Here is a 14,900-nt window from a genome sequence, read left to right on the forward strand (position 1 = left end):
TTATAAAGAGCCCGGCCCTTTGGCCGGGCTTTTTATTTCCGCATCAGAGGAGCGTATTGCCATGGATCTGCGTCGTTTGGCCGGCTGGCCGTTGCTGTGGACGTTGGCGCTCGTGCCAGGCCTGTCTGTCGCCGCCGGCAAATGTGAACGACTGATCGCCACCGGCAGCCCGGATGCACCACCCTATCTCTGGCAGGACCCTCAGGACCCCAAGCACTTGATTGGCGCCGGCGCCGACCTGCTGGCGCAGGTCGGGCAAGAACTGGGGATCAAGATCGAACTGCTGTATGCCGGCAAGCGCGCCCAGGCGTTGGACGAAGTGCGCAGTGGACGCATGGACCTGCTCACCGACGCGCCACTGACCGTTACCGGGCTTGAAGTGCTGGATTACGTTCATCCGCCCTTGCTCGAAAACGATTACCTGGTCTGGACCCGCAAGGATTCGACGCTGGTCATCGACCAGCCCGCAGACCTTCACGGTCATCCCGGGGCTTTGTCAGAAAAGGCCCGCATGACCCAGGAATTCGGCGTCTTTGCCGAGCGGCAATTGTCCCTGGTACGCACGCCCAACCTGACCCAGGCCTTTCAGAAACTGCTGCTGGGCGAGGTGGAATATGTCCTGGCGGGGCGCTACGCGGGCCTGGCAATGGCGCAGACACTGGGGATGGCCAATGACCTGCAAGCCGCACCGCAACCGGTGGACAAACCCGGGCTGTTCCTCGCGATTTCCCATAACTCCGCCTGCAATGACCCATGGTTACGCGGACAGCTGGCGCAAAAGATGACAGAATTGGCCGCGTCCGGCCTGGCGGAGGCTGTGTTGCAACGCAATCTCGAGCGGTGGAATACACAGTTGCAGCCATCTGTCAGCGCCCCAAAACAGTAGGGAACATTAGTGACTATTCGACCTCTTTTCGCTGCCCTGGCCGTTCTGGCTCTGGCGGGTTGCGCAGCCGATCCGGCGCCGAATGAACAGATCCGCCTGACTGAACAGGCACTGGAGCAAGCCCGGGCCGTTGGCGCTACTGCCGATGAAGTGCCCGAATTGAAACTGGCTGAAGAAAAATTCGCCCGCGCCAAATCCAACATGGCCGACGAATCCTACAAGAAGGCGCGCATGCGGGCCGAACAGGCCGAACTCGACGCCCGCCTGGCCGAAGCGAAGGTGCTGACCCTCAAGAGCCAGGAGCAACTGAACGTGCTCGACACCCGCATCAAGCGCTTGCGCAAACAATTGAGGGAGGATGCCCAATGAAGCACTCCCACGTATTGGGTGGCCTGGTGCTCGCCGGCCTGGCGAGCTTGTATGGCTGCGCCGGCCAGCGCAGCGAAGCGGCGCTCGAGCAGGCCAGCACCGACTTCCAGAAGGTCAAGGAAGACGCCAACGTATTGCGTGCCGCACCCCGGGACGTGATCCGCGCTGGCGAATCCCTGGCCCGTGCCGATCGTTTGTCCAGCTACTGGGGCAGCGGTGAGGATGTGCAGCATTACGCCTACCTGAGCCAGCGCTACAGTGCGATTGCCCGGGAGCACAGCAACCAGGTGCTCAACGAAGAGCGTGCCGCCAAGCTCGAACTGGAACGCCAGCGCCTGCAATTGGCCCTGCGTGAATCCAAGTTGCTGAGCGTGCAGCAGCAGGGCAAATGGCTTGAAGAACAGATCATGGCGATGGCGACCACACAAACCGATCGCGGTCTGGTGATGACCCTGGGTGACGTGCTGTTCGACACCGGCGAAGCGGAACTGAAGAACTCGGCCAACCGGGTCGTGCTCAAAATCGTGCAGTTCCTGCAGCTCAACCCCAAGCGCGTGGTCCGTATCGAGGGGTACACCGACAGCACCGGCGGCAAGCAGGAAAACCTCAAGTTGTCTCGCGACCGCGCGCAAGCGGTGGCGGATGTGCTGGTGGATCTGGGGGTAGACGAAAAGCGTATCCAGGTTGAAGGCTACGGTGACCAATACCCGGTGGACGTCAACGCCTCCGAGCGTGGCCGGGCACAGAACCGTCGCGTTGAAATTGTGTTCTCCGACGAAAAAGGCCAGCTCGGCGCCGCCCGCTAAGGGCTGCGTCACTGGAAAACCCGGCCCCTGTAAAAGGCGCCGGGTTTTTTTGGCCCTGCAATCGATGCACGATGGGTACAGTTAGAGCTGTCACTCCACTGTACTGTCGAGTAATCTGGCAACTGTCCCAGTACACTTCTAAACTGTTCCGGTATCGTTTCCGACAAGAATAAAATGCCCGTGAAATCGAGTGCTGCGTCATGACCAACCTTCTGCTCTATCAACGTATTGCTCAACAGCTGGCTGAAGACATCCGGCGCGGTGTGTATCAGCCCGGTGAGCGCGTACCGTCGGTGCGCAAGATGAGCTCGCAGCTCAACGTCAGCCATGCCACGGTGCTGCAGGCCTACGCCAACCTTGAAGACCAGGGGCTGATTCGCGCGCGGCCGCAGTCGGGCTACTACGTGCACCAGACGCCGGCCCTGACGGCACCGACGCCGGACATTGCCCGGGTTGAGCGTCCGGGGCTGGTGACACGCAGCAGTATCATCCAGCAAATATTGGTCGAGTCGCGCCGCGAAGGGGTGTTTCCCCTGGGGGCTGCGGTGCCGAGCGTCGACTATCTGCCTGTCCGGGCTCTGCATCAGCAGTTGGCCAAGGTCACGCGCTTCCACAGCCCGCGGGCGTTCAGCTACATGTTCAGCCCGGGGTTCGAGCCGTTGCGTCGCCAAGTGGCGATTCGCATGCGCGATGCCGGCGTCGTGGTGGACCCTTCCGAGGTGGTGATCACCCACGGCTGCGTCGATGCGCTGCAGATGTCCTTGCGGGTGCTGACGCGGCCGGGGGATTTGATCGCCGCCGAGTCGCCGACCTATTACGGCTTGCTGCAACTGGCGGATCTGTTGGGCCTCAAGGTTATCGAGATCCCCAGCGACCCGGTCACTGGCATGAGTCTGGAGGCCTTGCAGCTGGCGGCCAACCAGTGGTCGATCAAGGCGCTGGTGCTGACCACGCGCCTGAGCAATCCTCTCGGCGGCACCATGCCGGAAGAGCGGCAAAAGCAACTGCTGCGCCTGGCGTCGGACTTCGACATCCAGATCGTCGAGGACGATATCTATGGCGAGTTGATGTTCGAGCAGGGGCGCACCAAGGCCCTCAAGGCCTACGACCGGCTGGACCGGGTCATCTACTGTTCGAGTTTTTCCAAGACGTTGTCGCCGGGTGTGCGCATCGGCTGGATGATCGCGGGGAAATTCCAACAGGAAATCCAGCGGCTCCAGACCTTCAGCACGCACTCGGCGTGCAGCGTCACGCAGATGGGCATTGCCGCGTACCTGGAAAACGGCGGCTATGACCGGCACTTGCGCTATATCCGCCAGGAATACCGCAAGAACCTCAGCGCCTTTCAGCTGGCGGTGCAGCAGTACTTCCCCGAAGGCACGCAGATGAGCCGTCCCACTGGAGGCTTCATCCTGTGGGTCAGCCTGCCGGGGCGGGTCAATACCCAGGAGTTGCATGTGCGGGCGTTGCAACAGGGCATCAGTATCGCGCCAGGGCTGATTTTCAGTAATACCGAGCAGTTCAACCACTGCATTCGGTTGAACTGCGGCATACCCTGGAACCGGGAGGCGGAGCGGGCCTTGATGACGCTGGGGCTGTTGGCCACTCAATTGTGCCAGGAGACGGTCAACGGATTTCTTTAGATATCAGCGACTTGGCTCGATGTGCTTGTCAGCGCCTCATTATCAGGCGAGCATGGGGGTCTCTGCCGTCAATGCTGTTGTATTTATGAAAGCCATTGTTCCTGCTGCCTGGGTTTTGATCGGTCTGTTGAGCGTCTTCCACATGGGAGGCGTCGTCGCGGCAGCGCCAGCGCAGGAAAAACCGGCTGCCAGTGCCACGAAGGATGCGCCGAAAAAAAACACAGCGGCCAAGAAGCCTTCCGCCAAGAAAGTGGCACCCGCGAAGAAAAAACGCGCCCCCATCGCCTCCAAGAGCAAATCCGCCCACGAGGTCGCCAAGACCCCATTGCCGCCGGCCAAGCTGGATTTGAGCTTGCCCCATGAGATGGTCGATAAACTGCAACCACCGGGTAAGGTGGTACAGTCCAGGCGTGAGCCGCTCTTGCCGTCGATGTTCGGTGAGAAACCCGGTCCCTTTCAGCTCAATGGCCGTTTGTTGAGCAATGAAATGCAGCTGCCACTGCGCAGCCCGGAGCGCCACGAGGTGGAAGGCGCGGCGCTGGACTTCGAATTCAAGCAATAAACCTTCGGCAGGCCTGCGGTTCGTCGCTGACCATTCGGTCATCTCGCCGTGGGCAAAAAAACACGCAGACGGTAATTTAAAACGAGTGTTTTAGCCGTTACTCTGTGTTCTGTTACTAACCATTACTGTCGTGAGGATGTTGTCGTCATGAAATGCCGTGAAGGCTGTGGCGCCTGTTGCATCGCCCCTTCCATCAGCTCACCTATCCCTGGCATGCCCCAAGGCAAACCGGCGGGAGAACGTTGCGCGCAATTGTCGGTCGATAACCTGTGCCGGATCTTCGGCCAGCCGGAGCGTCCGGCAGTGTGCTCGGCGTTCGAAGCCGACATCGAGGTTTGCGGCAGCAGCAGTGAAGAGGCCATCCGACTGATCGGTTGGTGGGAGCAAATCACGGCAGCGTAATGAGTCAATGAACGGATCCTAACTGAACGAACTTGGACAATAAGGAAAAGAACTATGGGTTCGCTGCATCGTATGGCTGTGTTGTGTGGGTTGACCGTGTTGCTGGCAGCGGCCACCGCTCAGGCAGAGGACTGGCAGGTTGCCAAGGAGAAGGACGGTATCAAGGTTTCCCTCAGTGAGGTGACGGGCTCCAAATACAAGGCCTACCGTGGCGTGACGGTGATGAAAACCACCATGGCCAAGCTGCGGGCCCTGCAGGAAGACGTTCCCGGTGCCTGCGCTTGGATTCATGAATGCAAGAGCCAGAAACTGCTCAAGCACGAAGGCAATCAGAGCTGGACCTACACCCAGTTCAACACGCCATGGCCGGTGACGTCCCGGGACTCGGTGCTTGAAGTTACCACCGAAGAGGGCGCTGATGGCAGCCTGACCCGCAAGCTCAAGGGCGTGCCGAAATACCTGCCTGAAGAGCAAGGTTTCGTGCGGGTGACCCAGGTCGACGGCTTCTGGAAGTTCACGCCAAAGGGCGCTGACCAGATCGAAGTGACCTACCAGGTCCATACCGAACCAGGGGGTGACGTGCCGTCCTGGCTGGCGAACAAGTTCGTGGTGGATGCGCCGTTCAACACCTTGAAAGCCCTGAAGGAACGCGCCGAAAACTGATCGGCCACGGCTGCACTGCAAGAGACCGCCCCGGAGGCGGTCTTTTCATGTGTGCCGTCCAGACGCCCGGCGGAACGATTGTCCGGCCCTCAATGTCGAGATAGAGGTAAGCCAGGCCCTGAATTGATCAAGGAGACACCGATGCAAAAGTGGGAAATCACTTTCGTGGATGATCATGGCGAAGCCATCGCCGAGCAGTTCGACTACGAGCAGGAGCCTACGATGGAGCAGGCTGCACAACTGATTCGCGAAAAATTGCTGCCCGTGCCCGCCCAACTGGACCTCAACGACCTGGAAGGTCGCACCGAAGATCCCACCGTCAAGAACCTCAAGTCCCAGCACAGCATTGAAATCATCAGCATTACACCGATTTCATGAAACGGTGCCTGGTCTCGCTTGGCAGCGGCTGCCACTTGCGGCTACTCTGCAATTGAGATCAGCGAAAGGATCGCGAAGGTCCGGTCTTGTCAGCTACATGCTTGTGTCCCGACGGCCATTTGATGCCGTACCGCTTGCAGCCTGAGGGCTTCACGCACGGGAAGACGGAAAGTCTATCCATTGGTTTCAGGAGGACGTTTCATGAGCACAGCCTATCAAGAAGACATCAGCACCAGCGTGTTGCGCCGCATGAAAGAAGGCGGTTTCGATTTTTCCCGATTCCATCCCATTGAGTTCTACGCCATTTTCCCGGACGAGGAGCGGGCGCGCAGGGCGGCAGGTCATTTTCGGGGAGAATCGTTGAACGCGCAGATCAGTGCACGGGACGATGGGGTTTGGTCGTTGGAACTGAGCCGGGTGATGTACGCCACCTACGATGACATTGGCGACTTCGAGCAAGACTTTGAGGCAGTCGTCGAACCCTTGGGTGGTGTGATCGAGGGCTGGGGTGTCAAGCAAGAGATCCGGCGCCTGCAGGCCTGACAGTTACTCACCGCAACCACAGCAACGGCTGACCTTTAGTGTCGGCCGTTTTCATGTGCGCGTAGCAATGAATGAGCATCTGAAGCACCGCCATCGCGAGCAAGCTCGCTCCCACAGGGGGCAGACAATCCATTGTGGGAGCGAGCTTGCTCGCGATGGCGGCCGCACAATCAACATCATTACCCGCTGACACACCGCAATCACTTCCCCAGGTTTTGTACCTAACTGTATCCAGATCAAGCCGCGTCGTTTTTCCGTGACTATGCTCAGCAGAGCGACGCCCCTGCGTCGCAATGAAGCGGGGGACAGCGGGGTGGGGGCATTTGTTGCACTAGAAAAGTGCGCGGCCTGTCAGAGGAGAATCCAACCCGTTGATCATAAAGCGTTTATGCCGATGGCACGGGGCTTGCGAAGCCTTGCTGCCAGGGTGACAAGGAGTACGGCATGATCCGCAGCGGTTTTGATGAAATGTACGATGCCAACGGCCAGGTCCGCCCGCATTACCAGGCGTTTGCCCGCTGGCTGGCTGAAACGCCTGATGAGCTGCTGGCGCAACGCAGGCGCGAAGCCGACCTGTTGTTTCATCGTGCTGGCATTACGTTCACGCTCTACGGCGACGAGCAGGGGACAGAGCGCCTGATCCCTTTCGACACGATCCCGCGCAGCATCCCGGCCAGTGAATGGCGGGTGGTCGAACGTGGCTGCATCCAGCGGGTCAAGGCGCTGAACATGTTCCTGGCCGATCTCTACCACGAACAACGGATCATCCGGGCCGGGATCATTCCCGCCGAACAGGTGCTGGCCAACGAGCAGTACCAACTGGCGATGCAAGGGCTGGATCTGCACCGTGACATCTACGCGCACATTTGCGGTGTCGACCTGGTGCGCGACGGTGACGGCACGTACTACGTGCTCGAAGACAATCTTCGTACGCCCAGCGGCGTCAGCTACATGCTCGAAGACCGCAAGATGATGATGCGCCTGTTCCCCGAACTGTTCGCCGCCCAGCGCATCGCCCCCATCGACCATTATCCGAACCTGCTGCTCGATACCCTGAAAAGCTCCAGCCCGCTGGACGATCCCAGTGTCGTGGTGCTCACGCCAGGGCGTTTCAACAGCGCGTTCTTCGAGCACGCGTTCCTGGCCCGGGAGATGGGCGTGGAATTGGTGGAAGGCGCCGACCTGTTCGTGCGCGATGACAAAGTGTTCATGCGCACCACCGACGGCCCGAAAGCGGTGGATGTGATCTACCGTCGCCTCGACGATGCGTTCCTCGATCCACTGGCCTTCAATCCGGACTCGATGCTCGGGGTGCCGGGCCTGTTGTCGTCCTACCGTTCCGGCAACGTGGTGCTGGCCAATGCCATCGGCACGGGCGTGGCGGACGACAAGTCGGTGTACCCGTTCGTCACCGACATGATCCGTTTTTACCTGGACGAAGAGCCGATCCTGAAGAACGTTCCTACATGGCAATGTCGTAATCCTGCCGAGCTGTCCCACGTGTTGGCGAATCTTCCCGACCTGGTGGTCAAGGAAACCCAGGGTTCCGGCGGTTATGGAATGCTGGTGGGGCCGGCCGCGACGACGGCGCAGATCGATGCCTTCCGCGAACGGATCAAGGCCAAGCCGCACGCCTACATCGCTCAGCCGACGCTGTCGCTCTCGACCTGCCCGACCTTTGTCGAAAACGGTATCGCCCCGCGCCACATCGACTTGCGGCCGTTTGTGCTCGCTGGCCGTGAGACCCGCGTGGTGCCTGGCGGGCTGACACGGGTGGCGCTGCGCGAAGGTTCCCTGGTGGTGAATTCATCCCAGGGCGGTGGGACCAAGGACACTTGGGTAGTCGAGGATTGAGGAGCTGCCATGCTGAGTAGAACCGCCTCGGACCTGTACTGGATGTCGCGCTACCTGGAGCGCGCGGAGAACCTCGCACGGATGCTCGACGTCAGCTATTCGTTGTCACTGATGCCCCAGGACGGTCGTGGCGACGGCCTGCACGAGCTGGCCATGCCATTGCTGATCACCGGCACGCTGGATGATTACCGGGAGCGACACGGCGAGCTGCACGCCGAGCGCCTGCTGCATTTCTTTGCCCTGGAAGCGGCCAACCCGGCCAGTATCTACAGTTGCCTCGGCGCCGCGCGAGCCAGTGCCCACGCGGTACGTGGGCGAATCACCGCCGACATGTGGGAAAACATCAACGCCACCTGGCTGGAAATTCGCGGTATCGCCGAGCAGGGCTTGAATCGCTACGGCATGAGCCGTTTCTGTGAGTGGATCAAGGAGCGATCCCACCTGTTTCGTGGTGCAACCTACGGCACCATCATGCGCAACGACGCGTTCCGCTTCATTCGCCTGGGGACCTTTATCGAAAGGGCCGACAACACCCTGCGCTTGCTCGACGCCCGCTACGAAATGGCCGGCGACCAGGCCGACACGGTCAGCGATGGCACGGCCCACGCGTATTACCAATGGAGCGCCTTGTTGCGGGCCTTGTCGTCCTTCGAGGCCTACACCGAGATCTACCGTGACGCCCCGGGCGCTCGCCATGTGGCTGAGTTGCTGCTGTTGCGCGCCGATGTGCCGCGTTCGCTGCGCGCCTGTACCGAAGAAATCAACCAGATCCTCGCGAGCCTGCCGGGCACCAACGGTCGGCAGGCACAACGGCTGGCGGCGGAAATGGACGCACGCCTGCGCTACACCGGCATCAATGAAATCCTCGACGGGGGCCTGCATGCCTGGCTCACCGAATTCATCCCACTGGTCCGTGAACTGGGCAATGCCATTCACAGTTCCTACCTGGAGGTCATATGAGACTCTCGATCAGCCATGAAACGGCCTACCACTATGAAGATCAGGTGCGCGCCAGCATCCAGTACCTGCGCCTGACGCCCCACGACAGCGAACGCCAGCATGTGTTGAGCTGGCAACTGGATTTGCCCCGGCCGGTGCGGGCGCAGCTGGATCCGTTCGGTAACATCCTTCACGTACTGACCCTGGACGAACCCCACGAAACGGTCATCATCGGTGCCCGCGGACAGGTGGACATCGATCCGTTGCGCGAAGCCGAGCACGAGAGCCAATCGGCGCTGCCGTTCCTGCGCTTCACCCGGCTGACCGAGGCGGACGAGGCCCTTCGCACCTTCGCCGCGCAGCAATGCCAGCAGCGTCGCGATCGCACGGCGCTGATCGACCTGATGCACGGGCTGAACCAGCACATGATCTACACCCCTGGCACCACTGAGGTCGAGACCAGTGCGGCGCAAGCTTTTGCCGGTCGTAGCGGGGTGTGCCAGGATCACACCCACGCCTTCCTGGCCTGCGCCCGTAGCCTGGGGGTGCCGGCGCGGTATGTCTCGGGGTATCTGTTCAGCGAAGAGAGCGAACACCTGGCAAGCCATGCCTGGGCGGAGGCCTGGCTTGACGACGCCTGGTACAGCTTCGATGTGACCAACCAACTGGCTCGTCCGGAGCGCCACCTGAAGCTGGCTGTGGGCCTGGATTACCTGGACGCCTGCCCGGTGCGTGGCATGCGCCGCGGCGGTGGTTGCGAGCAGATGCATGCCAAGCTGGTCGTGCCTGCTGCACCGGTGATCACGGTGCAACAACAATAACCTTCCGACGAGGGCGCTTCTGTGGCGAGGGGATTTATCCCCGCTGGCTGCAAAGCAGCCCCAAAACAGACAACTCAATCCGTCTGGCACACTGAGGAGTCTGGGTTCAGGGCCGCTTCGCGCCCCAGTGGGGATAAATCCCCTCGCCACAAAAAAAGCGATCTCACGGGGCCAATGGCTGCTTGCGTCCCGCCATATGCTTCAAATAACCCACCAGCAAATCCAGCTCCGAATCCGGCAGCACCGCTGCCGAGAACCCGGGCATCTTGCCCTGGGGCCAGCGACGCAGTGCTTGCGGGTCGCGAATGTAGCGCTTGAGGAAATCCCCGGAGAAGTATTCGGTCGGGTTGAAAGGGATGTTCAGGTCCGGGCCGAACTGCGCATCACCCGCGCCATTGAGCCGATGGCACGCCAGGCAATTTTTCTGGAACAGCTCGAAACCTTTATTGACCGGGTCGTCCTTGGCCAGGTTGGGCGCCGGCAGCAGGGCCGGGAAGCGTTCGGCCACGGCCGACAGGCGCTTGATGGTCGCCACCGCGTAGGGCCATTGCTCCGGGCTGATGTGGCCAGCCTGCGGATCGGTCCAGACCAGGTAGAAAGGCCCGGCGCTGTGCTTGCCTTCCCCCAGCGGCGGCCAGGGCTTGGCCGGGTCCTCGATCGCCAGCCACGCTCGGGCGCCACTCTTGTTGAGTAACGGCGCCGCAGGCATTTCGGCAGCGAAGCCGTCCAGGGCAACGGCTTGCAGGTGGTCGTCCGCCTGGATGCCCGTCAATAGAGCCGTCAGCGGCACGGCTCGATAGCTCATGGGTTTCTTGTAGGAAACGTCATCAGCGATCTGGACCGTTTGAGCGTCCGGGTGCTTGAGCAGTTCTTCGGTTTGCCAGGTGCGCGTGCCCGCGCCCAACTCCAGCACCAGTTGCGCGGCATAAAGGGGCGTGCTGAGCAGCAACGCCCCGAACACAATAAGAGCTTTCAAGTCGATCGCCTTCCATGTCGAGGGGTGCCGCAAAGGTTGGCACAGCCATCGCGGCTCGAACAGAGAACCCGTCACATTTTTTGGCGACACAACTAACGGATGATGCAGATGCCCTCGCGCAGGATTCAGCCAATCACCTTGGTGATATTCGGCAAAATCAACAGCAGCGTCGTGGCAAAGAGAATGAGTCCGGCTTGGCGAACTTTCGAATGTTTGAACATGGCTGACCCGCCTTTATTGTTATTTCCTAAAAGCCAGCCTGCATATCCATGGCGGCTGGCGTTGCACTTCCTGTTCGACAAGCGCCTCGGCAAAACCCGACGACTTTCTTGTACAAGGATTACATTAGGGGCCGCGGCGGCCTTGGCTTAGATCCAATTCATATCAGCTTGGTACAGGTTGCTCTAAAAAGGCTATGAGGCCTATTGCCACCTTCCTGCCGACCCTTTTGCTAGACAGCTTGCCCTCCTGAATCGGTTAACCCGATAGCTCGCTACCGTTCGTCTGAGCGTGGCCGTCAACGCCATTGAGCGCTGTGGTCATTGAATCCGGCGCCGCTGGGCTTATGGTTGAAGGCATCGCATTACCCCCGTAGTTTCGAGGACGTCATGACCCAAGCTTTGATTTTCGACGCATTACGCACGCCCCGTGGCAAGGGCAAGGTCGATGGCGCCTTGCACAGCGTCAAGCCGGTGAACCTGATGGGGGGGCTGCTCAGCGCCTTGCAGCAGCGCATGGATCTGGACACCAGCCAGGTCGATGACATCGTGCTCGGTTGTGTGACCCCGGTGGGTGAACAGGGGGCCGATATCGCCAAGACTGCTGCGCTGGTGGCCAATTGGGATGTCAGCGTGGCAGGCGTGCAACTCAATCGGTTTTGCGCCTCGGGCCTGGAGGCGGTGAACCTGGCGGCCATGAAAGTGCGTTCCGGGTTCGAAGACCTGGTGGTGGCCGGCGGCGTCGAGTCCATGTCCCGGGTGCCCATGGGCAGCGATGGCGGCGCGTGGGCGCTGGACCCGCAATCCAACCTGCACGGTCACTTCGTTCCCCAGGGCATCGGCGCCGACCTGATCGCCACGCTGGAAGGCTTTAGCCGTGAGGATGTCGACGGTTATGCGCTGCATTCCCAGCAAAAAGCGGCGCGTGCCCGGGCTGACGGTTCGTTCAATAAATCCCTGGTCGCCGTGCGGGACCAGAATGGCATCGTGCTGCTGGACCACGACGAATTCATCCGCGCCGACTCCACGCTCGAAGGTCTGGGCAAGCTCAACCCGAGTTTCGAAGCCATGGGCCAGATGGGCTTCGATGGCACGGCGCTGCGCGTCTACAGCCACGTCGAACGAATCAATCACGTGCACACGCCGGGCAACAGTTCCGGCATCGTCGACGGTGCCGCGCTGATGTTGATCGGTTCCGAAGCCAAGGGGCGCGCCATGGGCCTGCAACCCCGGGCGCGGATCGTCGCCACCGCCGTCACCAGCACCGACCCGACCATCATGCTCGCCGGCCCGGCGCCGGCTACCCGCAAGGCCCTGGCCAAGGCCGGGTTGCGGGTGGAGGACATCGACCTGTTCGAAGTCAACGAAGCCTTCGCCTCGGTGGTGCTCAAGTTCATCAAGGACATGGCCATCGACCCGGCCAAGGTCAACGTCAACGGCGGCTCCATCGCCATGGGGCACCCCTTGGGCGCTACGGGGTGCGCAATCCTTGGCACGTTGCTCGACGAATTGGAGGTGCGTCGCCTGCGCTATGGCCTGGCGACCCTCTGTGTCGGCGGCGGCATGGGCATTGCCACCGTCATTGAACGCCTCTGAGCCCGACTTCAAGGAACACTTTTTCATGACCGATGCCATTCGTTACGAAACCGGCCAGGACCGGATCGTCGTCCTGACCCTGGACATGCCGGGCCAGAGCGCCAACACCATGAACGCGGTGTACCGTGAGGCCATGGCCGCCTGCGTCGCCCGTTTGCAGGCTGAAAAGGACTCGATTGCCGGTGTGATCATCACTTCGGCCAAGCACACTTTCTTCGCCGGCGGTGACCTCAATGAATTGATCAAGGTCGGCAAGCCCGAGGCCAAGGCTTTCTACGACATGGTCCTGCTGCTCAAGGCCCAACTGCGTGCCTTGGAGACCCTGGGCAAACCCGTGGTGGCGGCCATCAATGGCGCGGCCCTCGGCGGTGGTTGGGAAATCTGCCTGGCCTGCCATCATCGCGTGGCCCTGGACCTGCCGTCGGTGCAGCTCGGCTTGCCGGAAGTCACGCTCGGTCTGTTGCCAGGCGGTGGCGGGGTGGTGCGGATGGTGCGCCTGCTCGGTTTGGAAAAGGCCTTGCCGTATTTGCTCGAGGGCAAGAAGGTCAATGCGCAACAAGCGCTGCAGGCCGGTTTGATCGATGAGCTGGCGAAGGATCGTGACGAACTGCTGGCCAAGTCCCGGGCCTGGATTTTTGCCAACCCCAGCGTCATCCAACCCTGGGATGCAAAGGGCTATCGACTGCCGGGTGGCACGCCGTCTGACCCGAAAGTTGCGCAAATGCTGGCAATTGCCCCTTCGATTCTGCGTAACAAGACCCAGGGTTGCCTGCCGGCGCCGGAGAAAATCCTCTGTGCTGCGGTGGAGGGCGCCCAGGTTGATTTCGACACCGCGCACCTGATCGAAACCCGCTACTTCACCGAACTGACCACCGGCCAGGTGGCGAAGAACCTGATTGGCACCTTCTGGTTCCAGCTCAACGAGATCAAGGCCGGTGGTTCTCGCCCACAGGGTTTTGCGCCGTATCTGACGAAAAAAGTCGGCGTGCTCGGCGCGGGCATGATGGGGGCGGGTATCGCCTATGTCAGCGCCGTGGCCGGCATCGCAGTGGTCCTCAAGGATGTCGATCTGGCGGCGGCCGAGAAGGGCAAGGCCCGTTCGGCGGCGTTGCTGGATAAAAAGGTCGCCCGCGGCCGACTCACCGCCGAGCAGCGCGAAGCCACGCTGGCGCGGATTCACCCCACCGACAGCAACGCAGACCTGGCCGGCTGCGACCTGATCATCGAAGCGGTGTTCGAAGATCGTGCCCTGAAAACCAGCGTGTCGGCCGCCGCCCAGGCGGTGGTGGGCGATGATGCGGTGATCGCTTCCAACACCTCGACCTTGCCCATCACCGGCCTGGCCATGGCTGTGCCGGACCCGACGAAGTTCATCGGCCTGCACTTCTTCAGCCCGGTGGAGAAAATGCCCCTGGTGGAGATCATCAAGGGCGCACGCACCAGTGACGCGACCCTGGCCCGGGGGTTCGATTTTGTCCTGCAGATCAACAAGACGCCGATTGTGGTCAACGACAGTCGCGGCTTCTTTACGTCCCGGGTATTCGGCACCTTTACCAATGAGGGCATCGCCATGCTCGGCGAGGGCGTGAGTGCGCCGATGATCGAGACCGAAGCGCGCAAGGCCGGGATGCCGGTTGGGCCTCTGGCGATCTCTGACGAAGTTTCCCTCGGCCTGATGAGCCATATCCGCGCGCAAACCGCCAAAGACCTGCGCGCAGAAGGGAAAACGCCGATTGAACACCCGGCGTTCGCCGTGATTGACTTGCTGCTCAACGAATACAAGCGACCGGGCAAGGCCGCCGGTGCCGGCTTCTATGAATACCCGGCCAATGGGCAAAAGTACCTGTGGCCGTCGCTCAAAAGCCGCTTCGAGAAAGCCGACGGGCAGATTTCCCCGCAGGATATCCGGGATCGCCTGCTGTTCATCCAGGCCCTGGAAACCGTGCGCTGCATGGAGGAGGGGGTGCTGACTTCGACGGCTGACGCCAACGTCGGCTCTATCTTCGGTATTGGTTTCGCGGCCTGGACCGGCGGTGCACTGCAGTTCATCAATCAATATGGCCTGCAGGACTTTGTCGGTCGCGCCCAGTATCTGGCCGAGCAATACGGCGAGCGCTTCTCACCGCCGGCCTTGCTATTGGAGAAAGCCGCTCGCCACGAACTGTTCTGACAGACCCGGGAAGGGGCTTGCCTTGGGACCGTGTTTCAGGGCAGGCTCTGGGGTGTGCAATATTCCCATCATCG

Annotated in this window: 15 protein-coding genes; 14 read left to right on the forward strand and 1 reads right to left on the reverse strand. The window is 61.1% G+C overall.

Translation table 11 applies throughout. From position 1 onward, the window contains the following. Positions 1–61: 61 nt before the first annotated feature. The 12 genes from AB4O09_RS09920 (at position 62) to AB4O09_RS09975 (ending at position 9,866) form a co-directional block, all read left to right on the forward strand. A complete protein-coding gene (locus AB4O09_RS09920; protein ID WP_003204193.1) occupies positions 62–886 on the forward strand; it encodes a substrate-binding periplasmic protein in 825 nt (274 codons plus the stop codon). Positions 887–895: 9 nt separating this feature from the next. Further along, positions 896–1,255 carry a DUF4398 domain-containing protein gene (locus AB4O09_RS09925; RefSeq protein WP_003204190.1) on the forward strand — a complete coding sequence of 120 codons (360 nt, stop codon included), beginning with the start codon at positions 896–898 and terminating at the stop codon, positions 1,253–1,255. After that, positions 1,252–2,061, forward strand: coding sequence for an OmpA family protein (locus AB4O09_RS09930; RefSeq protein WP_003204188.1), 810 nt, complete (start codon positions 1,252–1,254; stop codon positions 2,059–2,061). Before AB4O09_RS09925 ends, AB4O09_RS09930 begins: the two co-directional genes overlap by 4 nt. 200 nt (positions 2,062–2,261) lie before the next feature. After that, complete coding sequence (locus AB4O09_RS09935; RefSeq protein WP_013693983.1) at positions 2,262–3,704, forward strand: aminotransferase-like domain-containing protein; 1,443 nt, start codon at positions 2,262–2,264, stop codon at positions 3,702–3,704. A gap of 85 nt (positions 3,705–3,789) precedes the next feature. Beyond that, a complete protein-coding gene (locus tag AB4O09_RS09940; protein WP_013693982.1) occupies positions 3,790–4,266 on the forward strand; it encodes a hypothetical protein in 477 nt (158 codons plus the stop codon). A gap of 147 nt (positions 4,267–4,413) precedes the next feature. Then, the gene (locus AB4O09_RS09945; RefSeq protein WP_003204182.1) at positions 4,414–4,668 is read left to right on the forward strand and encodes a YkgJ family cysteine cluster protein; all 255 of its coding nucleotides are present in this window, start codon (positions 4,414–4,416) and stop codon (positions 4,666–4,668) included. 54 nt (positions 4,669–4,722) lie between these two features. After that, positions 4,723–5,331 carry an START domain-containing protein gene (locus AB4O09_RS09950; protein WP_003204181.1) on the forward strand — a complete coding sequence of 203 codons (609 nt, stop codon included), beginning with the start codon at positions 4,723–4,725 and terminating at the stop codon, positions 5,329–5,331. A 141-nt stretch (positions 5,332–5,472) separates the two neighbouring features. Next, complete coding sequence (locus tag AB4O09_RS09955) at positions 5,473–5,709, forward strand: hypothetical protein (protein WP_003204179.1); 237 nt, start codon at positions 5,473–5,475, stop codon at positions 5,707–5,709. Positions 5,710–5,910: 201 nt separating this feature from the next. Beyond that, on the forward strand, positions 5,911–6,252 hold the full coding sequence (locus AB4O09_RS09960) for a ribonuclease E inhibitor RraB (protein ID WP_415239604.1): 342 nt from the start codon (positions 5,911–5,913) through the stop codon (positions 6,250–6,252). Positions 6,253–6,696: 444 nt separating this feature from the next. Further along, positions 6,697–8,106, forward strand: coding sequence for a circularly permuted type 2 ATP-grasp protein (locus tag AB4O09_RS09965; protein WP_003204177.1), 1,410 nt, complete (start codon positions 6,697–6,699; stop codon positions 8,104–8,106). Positions 8,107–8,115: 9 nt separating this feature from the next. Next, positions 8,116–9,066 carry an alpha-E domain-containing protein gene (locus tag AB4O09_RS09970; RefSeq protein WP_003204175.1) on the forward strand — a complete coding sequence of 317 codons (951 nt, stop codon included), beginning with the start codon at positions 8,116–8,118 and terminating at the stop codon, positions 9,064–9,066. Further along, the gene (locus AB4O09_RS09975; RefSeq protein ID WP_003204174.1) at positions 9,063–9,866 is read left to right on the forward strand and encodes a transglutaminase family protein; all 804 of its coding nucleotides are present in this window, start codon (positions 9,063–9,065) and stop codon (positions 9,864–9,866) included. The genes AB4O09_RS09970 and AB4O09_RS09975 overlap by 4 nt, the downstream gene beginning before the upstream one ends. A gap of 163 nt (positions 9,867–10,029) precedes the next feature. Here AB4O09_RS09975 and AB4O09_RS09980 read toward each other — a convergent pair whose 3' ends face one another. Then, the gene (locus AB4O09_RS09980) at positions 10,030–10,842 is read right to left on the reverse strand and encodes a c-type cytochrome (RefSeq protein ID WP_003204173.1); all 813 of its coding nucleotides are present in this window, start codon (positions 10,840–10,842) and stop codon (positions 10,030–10,032) included. A 608-nt stretch (positions 10,843–11,450) separates the two neighbouring features. On the opposite strand from AB4O09_RS09980, the gene AB4O09_RS09985 reads away from it, so the two are divergent. Both AB4O09_RS09985 and AB4O09_RS09990 read left to right on the forward strand, forming a co-directional pair. Then, a complete protein-coding gene (locus tag AB4O09_RS09985; RefSeq protein ID WP_223528034.1) occupies positions 11,451–12,656 on the forward strand; it encodes an acetyl-CoA C-acetyltransferase in 1,206 nt (401 codons plus the stop codon). 25 nt (positions 12,657–12,681) lie between these two features. Then, complete coding sequence (locus AB4O09_RS09990; protein WP_028237412.1) at positions 12,682–14,826, forward strand: 3-hydroxyacyl-CoA dehydrogenase NAD-binding domain-containing protein; 2,145 nt, start codon at positions 12,682–12,684, stop codon at positions 14,824–14,826. Positions 14,827–14,900 lie beyond the last annotated feature (74 nt).

Source organism: Pseudomonas sp. H1_F01 (assembly GCF_054681425.1).

Coding starts and splice junctions, on each gene's coding strand:
- AB4O09_RS09920 (WP_003204193.1), top strand. CDS start 62: ATGGATCTGCGTCGTTTGGCCGGCTGGCCGTTGCTGTGGACGTTGGCG.
- AB4O09_RS09930 (WP_003204188.1), top strand. CDS start 1,252: ATGAAGCACTCCCACGTATTGGGTGGCCTGGTGCTCGCCGGCCTGGCG.
- AB4O09_RS09935 (WP_013693983.1), top strand. CDS start 2,262: ATGACCAACCTTCTGCTCTATCAACGTATTGCTCAACAGCTGGCTGAA.
- AB4O09_RS09940 (WP_013693982.1), top strand. CDS start 3,790: ATGAAAGCCATTGTTCCTGCTGCCTGGGTTTTGATCGGTCTGTTGAGC.
- AB4O09_RS09945 (WP_003204182.1), top strand. CDS start 4,414: ATGAAATGCCGTGAAGGCTGTGGCGCCTGTTGCATCGCCCCTTCCATC.
- AB4O09_RS09950 (WP_003204181.1), top strand. CDS start 4,723: ATGGGTTCGCTGCATCGTATGGCTGTGTTGTGTGGGTTGACCGTGTTG.
- AB4O09_RS09955 (WP_003204179.1), top strand. CDS start 5,473: ATGCAAAAGTGGGAAATCACTTTCGTGGATGATCATGGCGAAGCCATC.
- AB4O09_RS09960 (WP_415239604.1), top strand. CDS start 5,911: ATGAGCACAGCCTATCAAGAAGACATCAGCACCAGCGTGTTGCGCCGC.
- AB4O09_RS09965 (WP_003204177.1), top strand. CDS start 6,697: ATGATCCGCAGCGGTTTTGATGAAATGTACGATGCCAACGGCCAGGTC.
- AB4O09_RS09970 (WP_003204175.1), top strand. CDS start 8,116: ATGCTGAGTAGAACCGCCTCGGACCTGTACTGGATGTCGCGCTACCTG.
- AB4O09_RS09975 (WP_003204174.1), top strand. CDS start 9,063: ATGAGACTCTCGATCAGCCATGAAACGGCCTACCACTATGAAGATCAG.
- AB4O09_RS09985 (WP_223528034.1), top strand. CDS start 11,451: ATGACCCAAGCTTTGATTTTCGACGCATTACGCACGCCCCGTGGCAAG.
- AB4O09_RS09990 (WP_028237412.1), top strand. CDS start 12,682: ATGACCGATGCCATTCGTTACGAAACCGGCCAGGACCGGATCGTCGTC.